The organism is Pseudonocardia sp. TRM90224 (genome assembly GCF_021245725.1).
Taxonomy (GTDB): domain Bacteria; phylum Actinomycetota; class Actinomycetes; order Mycobacteriales; family Pseudonocardiaceae; genus Pseudonocardia.
This window is the reverse complement of the sequence record NZ_JAJGSX010000091.1, coordinates 1-10,081: the sequence shown is the minus strand read 5'-3', so window position 1 is coordinate 10,081 and position 10,081 is coordinate 1. Positions and strand designations below refer to the sequence as shown.

11 protein-coding genes and 1 other annotated feature are annotated in these 10,081 nt (G+C 66.9%); of the genes, 6 read left to right on the top strand and 5 right to left on the bottom strand.

Features of this window, described 5'->3' with window-relative positions; translation table 11 throughout:
- Positions 1-110 precede the first annotated feature (110 nt).
- Positions 111-905 (top strand): transposase family protein, encoded by a 795-nt coding sequence (locus LL648_RS43425; RefSeq protein WP_232668839.1) that lies wholly within the window; start codon positions 111-113, stop codon positions 903-905.
- Between the two features lie 2 nt (positions 906-907).
- Here LL648_RS43425 and LL648_RS43420 read toward each other — a convergent pair whose 3' ends face one another.
- On the bottom strand, positions 908-1,198 hold the full coding sequence (locus LL648_RS43420) for a hypothetical protein (RefSeq protein WP_232668838.1): 291 nt from the start codon (positions 1,196-1,198) through the stop codon (positions 908-910).
- 345 nt (positions 1,199-1,543) lie between these two features.
- On the opposite strand from LL648_RS43420, the gene LL648_RS43415 reads away from it, so the two are divergent.
- Positions 1,544-2,449, top strand: coding sequence for a DNA-processing protein DprA (locus LL648_RS43415; protein ID WP_232668837.1), 906 nt, complete (start codon positions 1,544-1,546; stop codon positions 2,447-2,449).
- Between the two features lie 217 nt (positions 2,450-2,666).
- Positions 2,667-3,257, top strand: a complete 591-nt coding sequence (locus LL648_RS43410) for a phosphoribosyltransferase (RefSeq protein WP_232668836.1) — start codon at positions 2,667-2,669, stop codon at positions 3,255-3,257.
- Between the two features lie 1,361 nt (positions 3,258-4,618).
- On the opposite strand, the gene LL648_RS43405 is transcribed toward LL648_RS43410, so the two are convergent.
- From LL648_RS43405 to LL648_RS45990, 4 genes are all read right to left on the bottom strand, one after another.
- Positions 4,619-4,798 (bottom strand): hypothetical protein, encoded by a 180-nt coding sequence (locus LL648_RS43405; protein WP_232668835.1) that lies wholly within the window; start codon positions 4,796-4,798, stop codon positions 4,619-4,621.
- Between the two features lie 19 nt (positions 4,799-4,817).
- Positions 4,818-5,024, bottom strand: a complete 207-nt coding sequence (locus tag LL648_RS43400) for a hypothetical protein (protein WP_232668834.1) — start codon at positions 5,022-5,024, stop codon at positions 4,818-4,820.
- A gap of 146 nt (positions 5,025-5,170) precedes the next feature.
- Entirely contained in the window at positions 5,171-5,551 is a 381-nt protein-coding gene (gene hpf, locus LL648_RS43395) for a ribosome hibernation-promoting factor, HPF/YfiA family (protein ID WP_232668833.1), read from the bottom strand.
- Between the two features lie 110 nt (positions 5,552-5,661).
- The gene (locus tag LL648_RS45990) at positions 5,662-6,210 is read right to left on the bottom strand and encodes a DUF5994 family protein (RefSeq protein WP_374112225.1); all 549 of its coding nucleotides are present in this window, start codon (positions 6,208-6,210) and stop codon (positions 5,662-5,664) included.
- A gap of 1,832 nt (positions 6,211-8,042) precedes the next feature.
- Between LL648_RS45990 and LL648_RS45660 the strand changes: the two genes are divergently transcribed.
- From LL648_RS45660 to LL648_RS43380, 3 genes are all read left to right on the top strand, one after another.
- The gene (locus LL648_RS45660; protein WP_308190469.1) at positions 8,043-8,222 is read left to right on the top strand and encodes a hypothetical protein; all 180 of its coding nucleotides are present in this window, start codon (positions 8,043-8,045) and stop codon (positions 8,220-8,222) included.
- The gene (locus LL648_RS43385; RefSeq protein WP_232668832.1) at positions 8,219-8,443 is read left to right on the top strand and encodes a hypothetical protein; all 225 of its coding nucleotides are present in this window, start codon (positions 8,219-8,221) and stop codon (positions 8,441-8,443) included. The genes LL648_RS45660 and LL648_RS43385 overlap by 4 nt, the downstream gene beginning before the upstream one ends.
- Before the next feature lie 895 nt (positions 8,444-9,338).
- Positions 9,339-9,470 (top strand) — a sequence feature (AL1L pseudoknot).
- Positions 9,378-10,081, top strand: a 704-nt coding sequence (locus LL648_RS43380) for an IS3 family transposase (protein WP_255687618.1), incomplete at its 3' end; no start/stop codon positions are given. (Overlaps the previous feature by 93 nt.)

Sequence of the window (10,081 nt, the reverse complement as noted above, 5' to 3'; positions counted from 1 at the left end):
CACCACACTCAACCGGCCTCTACCACCACCGATCTCGCGCGTTCGTGGCACACAAGCTCCTGGTAGACGGGCGATTGACTAGATCATCTCGCCTGACCAGGAGCTTCAAGGTGCTGTCTTACCCGTCTGGGATGTCGGTGTCCACCCGAGCGATGAGCATGCTTGCCGATCTGTTGCGGGGCCGCCGCGCGCAGCTCGGTACACGGTGGCGCAAGCTCGACCCCGGGCGGCAGGCCCTGTTGGTCGTGGCGCGCCTGCGCAAGGGTGAGACCTACGCCGATCTGGCCGGCGGGTTCGGGATCGGCACCACCACGGTCTACCGCTACCTGAGTGAGGCGTTCGACCTGTTGGCGGTGCTGGCCCCGACCCTGGCAGAGGCGATCGAGGTCGCCCGCGGCAAGGCCCACGTGATCCTCGACGGGACGCTGCTGCGGATCGACCGGGTCGGCATTGTTGGTGGCCGGGACAAACCCTTCTACTCGGGCAAGCACAAGTGCCACGGCGTGAATGTGCAGGTCATCGCGGACCCGGCCGGACGGTTGATCTGGATCTCCCCGCCGCTGCCCGGAGCGCGGCACGACATGGGCGCTGCCCGCGAGCACGGCATCATCGACGCGGTCAACGCCGCCGGGATCCAGACTCTCGCAGACACCGCCTACCAGGGCGGCGGCCCAGCGGTGAAGGTTCCGCAGCGCCGTCGGCGTCTGGACCCCGACACCGGCCGCAAGCGGCGCCTGACCGCGGACCAGAAGGAGGTCAACACCGCTCACGCCCGGCGCCGCGGGCCTGGGGAACGAGCCAACGCCGAGATCAAGAACTGGAAGGTCCTCCGCAAGATCCGCTCCAGCCCGAGCCGCGCCCACGCCCTGGTCAGAGCAGTCCAGGTGCTGATGCTGGCCAGTTGAACTCAGGATGGAAAAGGCTCAGTGTGGACGTGGGTCGGGCGGCCAGGGCTGCGTCCTCGAGCGTTTTCGGGATGGCGCGGCCCCACGCGCTGGTTGAGCTGGCGGGTGATCCCGGCCAGATGCGTGCGGAGCCGGGTCAGCTCGGCGGCCTGCGCGACGAGAGCCATGCGGTCCTTCTTCTTCGCGCCGCACGCGAGAGCGTCCGTGAGCGCGGTCAGGGCCGCGTACTCGGCCTCCTCGTACACGTCGAGGAAGTCCTGCAGGATGCGGTCGGGAGGTGCGCCGGCTGGCACGAGTGCACCACCCCTTCCCGCTGTGATTTCGGGCGGCGCGGAACCCGAACCCGGGGTCGACGACGGTCTCGATCGACGAGGCCGCGATCGACCCGACAACAGGGCCCCTGTCGCCGACGACCTCGTCAACGAGCCGAGAAAGCAGCTCGCTCGGCATGCGCCAGATCCGGACGCCGAAGAGGAAGCGACCACGACCGCGTGACTGCTGCAACCTCGAGCCGGCGGGGCCGTTGAGGAGAAAACGTCAGTGCAGGCGCGCATAATCGAACATATGTTCGCAGATTGGAGGGAGAGGTGGTGAGTGCGATGGTGCCGGACGGTGCTGACCGCCCTATTGTGCGATCCATGGCCTGGGATGACGCCGAACGAACTGCGCTGGTCGCGCTCCTGCGCAACCGACCAAAGGGCGTGAAGTACTCCGACGTCGTGGCAGAGGTGTCCCTGACGGAGAGCGCCCTGCACGTCTGGGAGTCGCACTACCCGGCCGACCTCCTTGCGAAGCCCGAGGCTCTGACCACTGCCGAGCGTGACATCGAGACTTGGCGAGCCGCAGGTCTCGGCTTCATGACCTTCTTGGATGCCGACTACCCGCCGCAGCTCCGCTCGGTGCACGACCTACCTCCGGTCCTCTTCCACCGCGGCCGCCTGGTCAGCAGCGACGTGGCGGTGTCCGTCGTTGGATCGCGCACCGCCTCGGCGAAGGGGCTCTCGATCGCTCGCGAGGTAGCGCTGGGTCTAGTCGACCGAGGCGTGACGGTCACGTCCGGCCTTGCGAGGGGAATCGACACCGCCGCCCACACCGCGACCCTGGAGCGAGGCGGCCGCGCTGTCGCGGTCATCGGGACCGGCATCAATCGGTACTACCCGGCAGAGAATCGCGCGCTCCAAGACGAGGTTGCCCGCACGGGCTTACTGCTCTCTCAGTTCTGGCCCGACGCACCGGGCGGCAAGCACACCTTTCCGATGCGCAACTCGGTGATGTCCGGGTACGGCCGGGCGACGATCGTGGTGGAGGCGGGCGAGTTCAGTGGGGCCCGGACTCAGGCAAAGGCTGCGGTCGCCCACGGGCGGCCGGTCATCCTCACGAACCTGGTGGTGGCCGCGAACAAGTGGGCTAAGGAGCTAGTTGGCCAGCCCGGCGTTCATGTCGCGGCCGGCACTGCCGAGGTCATGTCACTGGTCGAGGCATTGATCAACGAACCTGGGCGCATCGAGGCGTTGCTGACGCCTGTGTCGACTGGCTGGGGATGACCGAATCCTGCGCATCTCCAGAGTTCGACGACCCCGGGTCCGTCGTGGACGAGCTCCGCGGGCAGATCGGCGCGATCTTCGGCACCATTCGGCGGGGCGAGGGTGTCTGCCACGTCTGCACAGGCCCGCTACGGACGCACTGTGCTCGCGATGCGACTGGCACCGCCGCAGCTACGGGGACCAGCTCGCTGATCTCGTGGTGCCACTGTCCTACGCCGTGGACCGCCAGCAGTCGGGGTTCACGATGTACGGCTACAAGCGCATGCAGGCCTCCTCGGCTGACAACAAGCGTGACGTCAAGCTGCTGGTACTGGGCATGATGTACCTGCATCGACACTGCATCAGCGAGACTGCTGGCGAGCCGTGGACGGGCATCACGTTCGTGCCGTCACAGGGACGACCGGGCATCTCGCACCCAGTCGTCGAGCTAGCACAGCAGGCTTCCACATGGGCCGACGACGAGGCCAAGCTCCTGCTCGACCTCGGAAGCAACATCGGGGCTCCGCGCGGCGACGGGCCGCTACCAGACCGCTTCGCCGTAGCCGAGGAGTGGCGCAGCCGGGTAGAGGGCCGGCACGTGCTCGTCGTTGACGACACCTGGGTAAGCGGTTGCAAGTCGCAGTCGGCAGCGATCACCCTCAAGGCAGCCGGCGCGACCAGAGTGACGATCCTGAGCGCCGCGCGCTGGCTGGACCGGCAGTATCCTGGACACGACGATCTGATCAAGGCCTTGCCCGAGATCTTCGACCCGCTGGTATGCCCAGCCACCGGCAGCAAGTGCGCGCCGGCCGCCCGTGGCGCCAGGTGATCGGTCCATGCCGCACGCAGAATGTCCCCGTAGCCTATCAGATCGCGATCACAGCTGAGCAGGACGGGCATTCCACTCTCCGGGACGTCTCGATCACGCCCTCGTCGTAGGCCGTGAAACTCGTCGAACGACACCGCCGGCGGGGGCGGCGCCGGGATCGCCGACGGCATGGTCGCACCGATGACGATGTCACCGGTCGCCCGCGCCTCTCCTGGGCCACGACCGTTCGGGAGGTCGGCTAGCCAGGCATCGCGGCATCCGCTCGGCGCTGCAGAACGCAGCCTCGATCGCGGCCCTGTTCCTCACCACCGCGGTCGTCATTGTCGACAGACCAGAAAGGAACTCGGCCCCGGCCGGCGGCGCGTCCAACATGGGTGGCATGGACTTCTAGAATACTTTTCGGCTGGTTGGGACCGAGTGTGCACTCGGGCCCACCGGTGCCACTTCACTATCGCTCGTCCACGGTTCAGCCATGCTCGGTCGATCGACGATGCCGGGGTCGACCGTGCCAGTAGTAAGCCCACCCACGCGTTGCTGCTGACAGGGCGACATCCGCCGGGCGGCGGCGTGGTCCAGGTAGTCCGGATTGTCTACGACGGTGTGGGCATGTGGTACTCGTCCGCTGCTACGCGAGCACGTGATGTCACCCCGCTGCGCCTCGCCCGGGTGCCGAAAATGGAGCATGCTGGTGCGGGTCCAGCTTCCCTCTCACGGGGTCTGGACCAAGGGGCGGCCCGCGGGGAGTTTGGTCCTCGAGGTCCGCCCCGCCCTCACTGCGGGGATTGGCCTTCGCGGACCGACTCTGGGCTGTTGGCCGCGATCATGTCGCCTGCCGCCGTCATGGGACCGGTCTGAGCCGTTTCTTGCCACCTTCATGGGACCACCCGGGTTGCCAGTCGTGGGACCGCGGCGTGTCGTACGCCGTGGTGCCGCGGCGCGACCGCTACCGAGCCGTTCAGGTCGAGTGATCTGGAGGAGTCGAGTGGCGTTTCGGGAGGTGGCGGTGATCGCGCACGTCTGGCTCGACAACCGTGACGAGCGATTCGCCGCCGGCATCAATGCGCTCGTCGACGGCTAGAGCAGACCCGGCGCCCAGCGTCACCACCCAGCTGACCGGCACCGACCCGGGATCTGGCCCACATTTCGTGATCGTTTCGACCCCGGCGTGTCGCGCGATGGAGCGACAGCGTCCTCGTGATCATGCCCGCGGTGTGATCTTGAGTGGTTCCGGATGCTGGTGCCGCAGCTGGCCGGCGTCGTCGTCGAGCGGGTTGAGCGGACTGTCGGGTCGAGCCGCGTCACCGACGAGAGATCGAGGATCACGTGCAAGGCCCGCTTGAATTGCTGGCGAACCCGGAGGGTCAGCAGTGGCGCGTCTGCCCGCCGGATCGGCTGGCGACCCAGACGATGACGGTGTCCGTCGTCGGAGCGTGCAAACGGACGTCGAGCGGGTCGGGTTCGTACGACTGGGTGGCGAACGACTGGGTGGCGAACGACTGGGTGGGTGCGGGTGCAGGCGTGGCGACCAGCGACCGCGTCACGACGATCCGCCTGGACGGATCATGGCCGAAGCAGGCGGGCGGTCCTGTTCAGGCATGCGTACCGTCCCATCGGCGGGCCGAACGCGCGAAAGCTCGGTAGATCGAACAGCTCGCCCAGTGTCGCCTCGGCCAGGCCCACCGGAAGCGACGGGTCCTGCCGGTGGACGCGCAGCCATCCCTGGCGTTCCTCGAGCCGCCGGCAGGTCTCCGCGAGGACGCTCACCACGGCGTCACCGGGTTTGTTTCGTGAGATGTCGGCTGTGTTCGGTACTGCCGAGCGGCTCCTCGAGCACCCATCGCCGTTGACCGCGCGTCGGTGATGTGAGACCCCGTTGGTGAGCATGGCCTCGACGCAGGCGCAGCTCCGACGAGTCAGTCGGGGTCGGTGGTGTGGATGCTGGCGAGTGGGGCGGTTGCGGAGGCGACTGACGTGGGGTTGTGCCGGCCGTGGTGCATCAGACGACGGTCGTGAGTCCGGCGGAGCCGCTCCGCGAGTTTGCCGAGCGCGAGCTCGAATGCGGCGGAGAAGTCGGGGCCGTATGCTTCGGCGCGCATCGTCGGGCCTCGTCCGCTGCCGGTGATCTCGACCCGGTGGCTCGTCTTGGGCCGGCGCGGGTTCTTCTCGTGGTCGATCATGACATCGAAGTGGACGACGTGGCTGCTGTAGCGCTTGAGACGGGCCAGCCTCAGGGCGATGTGCGCGCGATAATGGGCGGGCGCATCGATGTTGCGCCCTGTCACGACGATCTCCATCTCGTTGTCGGGGCTGTCCCGGGGCTTCCTCGGTTCCATGTGACTCCGATGTTTGGTTTGGGACGTCCTTGGATTGGGATGTGACGACCTCACGGTTCATGGGCGATTCGCTACGGCCAGACGCGCCTGCGCTGATGAGCGAGTATTCGACCGGCGCCAGGTCGATTCCCGATGCTCCCGCCGTCGGTTTCCCAGCGGTCGACCTGGTCTGGCTCGGCTGACCGCGGAACCGGTCGGTGCGGTGTCGGAGCACCGGCTGCGATCGCGAGACAGGCGAGCGCAAGAATCGTGGCGGTATCAGGGGGGATCATCATCAGGTCGAGCCGCGAGCGGCGTGAGCCGATCAAGCTGATCGTGTGCGCGTCCCGCTCACCGAACCAGTCGAGCCGAACTTCCCGACCCTCGATGGTCATGATGATCTGAGGCCGACCGTCCCATGCCGCGGCGTTCAGTGTGATCCGGCGCACCGGGTCCAGCCGGTCCGTGACGGCGGCGATGAGCGCTGGCAGCTCCGTCGCCGGATCCCGGCTCCGCGGCCACCAGCCGCCGTCCGGGACGCCATCGGCGGTCGACGTGCGCGGAAACACCAGTCGCAGGTCGTGTTGCGCGGACGTGACGCGGAGGACCGCCTTGTGTGGAGAACTCCCGAGAACCGACATCATGTCGGCGCTCCCGCCTCCGGTCTCGAACCGGCTGCCTGCGCTGTCGACGACTCCGACGTGGATGTCGGCGCTCGGTATGCCGCCAGTCACCCCACCCTACTCCCATCTGTCCGCTTCGGGTGCTGGAGAGACCGCGGCGGGTGCGCGCGCGTACCCGGCCAGTCTGATCAGCTTTCACCGCAGGCCAAGGCCGCGCCAAGCGGGGCTTCTCGCGCTGGACGGCGAAGTATCAGGCCTACCTGTTCGTCCTACTCCTGCTGCTGGAGGGCGTGAGCCTGCACTGGTCGAGCGTCGAGGCCGTCTGGCGCGGGCAGACGAAGCGTCGCGGGCTGGAGAAGACACTGCTGGTCGCGCACGCCTGGCGTACTTCGCTGCAGTTGTAGACGATGACGCTCGGAGGATCCGCGGTGCCCTCACCCCACTCCCGCCGGGGCGCAACTCGTCCCCTGGCGAGGGAAAATGAGAGTAGTCTGATACTGTTGAGGACTTTCAACGCGGGCCTCCGAATCTCCGGCGTCGTTCTGTTTTTGTTCGATCATCTACGAGGCCGAGAAGGAGGAGCCCGACAATCGTCGGCTCTCGATCGCCTCATCCGGTCCGTCGTGACGCGCCGTCGCCGACCACGCGACACCCGCAGCCCGCCGACAGTGCTGGCCGAACTGCGACAGAAAGGAACGTCGGCGATGATCACGTTATTTGGGACGATCATCTTCGCGACAGTCATCGTGATCGGTGCGCTCGACCGGAACAGCGGCCTGCGCATACTCCAGAAGTATGAATCGCCGTGGCACGCAGGTCCGCGACGCAATTCGTCGAAGCCCGCGCGTCAACGCCGAGGGCGCGGCAAGAGATCCAGAACGCGCGGAGACGACATGAGGTCGACCAACGGGTGAGTTCGCTACTCCGTCGGTTGGTGCTGGTCAGCAGCGCGTCGGCCGCCGACGGGAGCCCTGTTTAGGTGAACCGGGCGTCGATGTGCCGGTCGATGGTGCGGAACGCGGCGCGCAGCGGTGGTGGGGCTTGCGGTGCGGCCGTGGCGTGCAGCGGTCTCAGGGCCCGGTTGTGGACCTTGGCGTAGAAGATGGCGAAGGCGAGGCCGTCGTCAAATCAGGCCGCGTGGACCCAGCACCATGATCCGAAATGCTGTGATGACCATCGAAGACCGACATCGGCGGCCCCAGTCTCCGGCCCTCAGAGGCCGAAAACTCCCTGCGCTGAGGTGGGACGCTGAAGCCCGGAATCTCCTCGGTGACTTCACCATACTCCCGTTGTCACACGGGTGATCTAAATGCGGGTCTCGGCGTTCCCAGCTGGGTTATCGGCCGATCGCCCGCACCCCTTGTTGCGGGGCGGATTGCAGAGAAGCGTTCTGGCAGAGAACGTTGACAGGCCAAGGCCGTATCAGCAGAGAAGGTCCGTCCTCCCCGATGAGGCTCAGCGCCGCGGGTCTGCGTCAGCAGGCGATCTTGCTGTGCGAACGCCGAGACCGAGCAACGCGGCGCATCATGCACGCTTGGTAACCCGATCACCCGTGCGGCTCGGACGCCGCCCAGTACCTTCGGGGCGACGTCCGATCTTCTGTCTGGCACCGTTCCACACCGGACTTGAAGCACGAGACCGCCCGGCCTGGTGGCGAGGTCACTGGTGTGGGTGCCCGAATCTCGGACGACGGCGTTGTCCTGCAAGGTCGTGACGGATCATGGCTAGGTCGATGAGCCCCCGGCTGCTGCCGAAGAAGCGGGCGTTCGCGCTGCTCGCCCTGGAGGCCCCGGTGGCCACCGACCTGCGGATCGTGTGTCCGCCTCCACGGTGCGGGCGACATCGGGAGGATGAGCGACCTTGCGCTGCACGTCGCGCAGACGGCCCGGCGCCGGCATCCGCAACCCGTGCTGCCCGACGAGATCAAGCCCTACTTCGCCGAGATGGGCCGCGTCGGAGTCGCCCTCGCGCTCAAGGCCGGCCAGGTCATCTGCAACCGCGACCCGCTGAGTCCTACGCTCTTCCGATGACATGCCGTATCGAAGTCTTCGTTCGTAGTGGGCACACCATTGACCTGCCGCTGGAGGACGGCGAGGACCGCGTCTTCGTGAACGGCCTACACGAGGCCTGGGCGTCCCCAGAACCCATCGGGTACAAGCACCTCGCGCTCGGCGAGGACGCGGTGATTCTCGCCAGCGAAGTCGTCGGTTACCGGCTCCACGGCTCGATCCTGCAGGACTCGGCGTTGTAGAGGGTTTACCTGATGAACTGCGGCCGGCTGGTCGACATCCTGTTGCGCGGCACGTGGATCGCGGTGTTCGTCGACGGCCACTTCTGGCACTGGACCCCCGGCCATGGTCATCTACCCAAGACCGACACCAGCTGGTGGCGTCTGACCGCGACACCGACACTCGGCTCACGGCGTCGGCCTGGCTCGTCGTCAGGATCTGGGAGCAGGAAGATCCCGTCGAAACGGCCAAGGGCGATAGATCAACTCCACCACCGAGATGTATCGACGGAGCACCGGCCAACCGCCAGGACGCTCTCAAGTCCGAGGTCGCGCCGGCGTGTCGCGTGTGCTGGCACCACGTTCTCGCTGACGGTTCGTCGGTCGATGTCGAACTGGCCACCCGGTTCGTACGCTGGTCGCGCGCCTGTGGGGCTCGTCGCTGTCCGGCGATAGCGCGACCGGCTGCTCGTGGTCTGCTTGCTCGGCGTGGCCAGCGTTGTCGGCGGGCTGCTCTTGTTCGCCCGTCCGAGACTTGCAACCTACCCCTGGTGGACGTGTCGCCATAGTCGCGCGAGTAAACCGTCCTGGGCGCGGGAGAGGCTCCTGATCTAGCAAGGAGACTGGAGCTATGTCCGCTCCCGGAAGTTCGACGATGAGACCCGTGCCCGCGCGGTGCGCCTGTACCAGGACCGGTTGCGTGAGCACGGCGACTCGAAGCTGGCTGCGCGTCGGGATGTGGGTGCGCTGTTGGACATCAACCCGTCCACGATCCGGAACTGGGCTCGCGCTGAGTAAGGTGGGGACCCGGTAGCTGCTGGACCGGCAGCGACCACCGGGATATGCAGGCGGAGTTGCGGCGGCTGCGAGCGGAGAATGCCGAACTGCATCGGGCGAATGACATCTTGAAGACGGCGTCTGCGTTTTTCGCCCAGGCGGAGCTCGACCGTCGACTTCGCTGATCTGCGAGTACATCGCAGCTCACCGTGACCGTTTCGGGGTCGAGCCAGTCTGTGCCGTGCTTTCGCAGCACGACGTCACGATTGCCCCGGGCACGTTCTACCGATGGCCGACACAACCGGTGACCGATGCACAGTTGGACGAAGCGTATCTGGTGAATGCCGTCGTCACTCTCTATCGGAAGAACCGGTCTGCGTACGGGGTACGAAAGCTGTGGCGCGTCGCCCGTCGTGCTGGGCTGCGCGTGGGCCGGGACCAGGTGGAACGACTGATGCGGATCGCTGGCATCCAGGGCGTCCGCCGCGGTGCGCACCGCACGCGGACCACAACCCGCGACGAGCGGGCTGCCCGCCCCCCCGACCTGGTCAAACGTGGGTGGTCGGCACCGACCAGACCGGACGCGATCTGGGTGGCGGACTTCACCTACGTTTGGACCGCAGCCGGGTTCTGCTACGTCTCGTTCATCACCGATGTGTATTCGCGTCGCATCCTCGGCTGGCGAGCGTCGATGGACAGGACCGCAGACCTGGCCCTGTCGGCGCTGGAACAGGCGTTGAGCACCCGGCGACGGACGGTCCATGGATTCACGACCGACGGACTGATTCATCATTCCGACGCAGGCGCCCAGGGCGGATTCAACCGGTCGTCGCAACACCTCGAGCCGGAGGTGTGTTGTGGGTCGAGAGCCTGGTTGGGGAGCGG

Bases quoted from the DNA above. Each gene is read 5' to 3' on its own strand.
- LL648_RS43415 (WP_232668837.1), top strand. From the start codon at position 1,544: ATGGCCTGGGATGACGCCGAACGAACTGCGCTGGTCGCGCTCCTGCGC.
- hpf (WP_232668833.1), bottom strand. From the start codon at position 5,551: ATGGAGATCGTCGTGACAGGGCGCAACATCGATGCGCCCGCCCATTAT.
- LL648_RS45990 (WP_374112225.1), bottom strand. From the start codon at position 6,210: ATGTCGGTTCTCGGGAGTTCTCCACACAAGGCGGTCCTCCGCGTCACG.
- LL648_RS45660 (WP_308190469.1), top strand. From the start codon at position 8,043: ATGAGCGACCTTGCGCTGCACGTCGCGCAGACGGCCCGGCGCCGGCAT.
- LL648_RS43385 (WP_232668832.1), top strand. From the start codon at position 8,219: ATGACATGCCGTATCGAAGTCTTCGTTCGTAGTGGGCACACCATTGAC.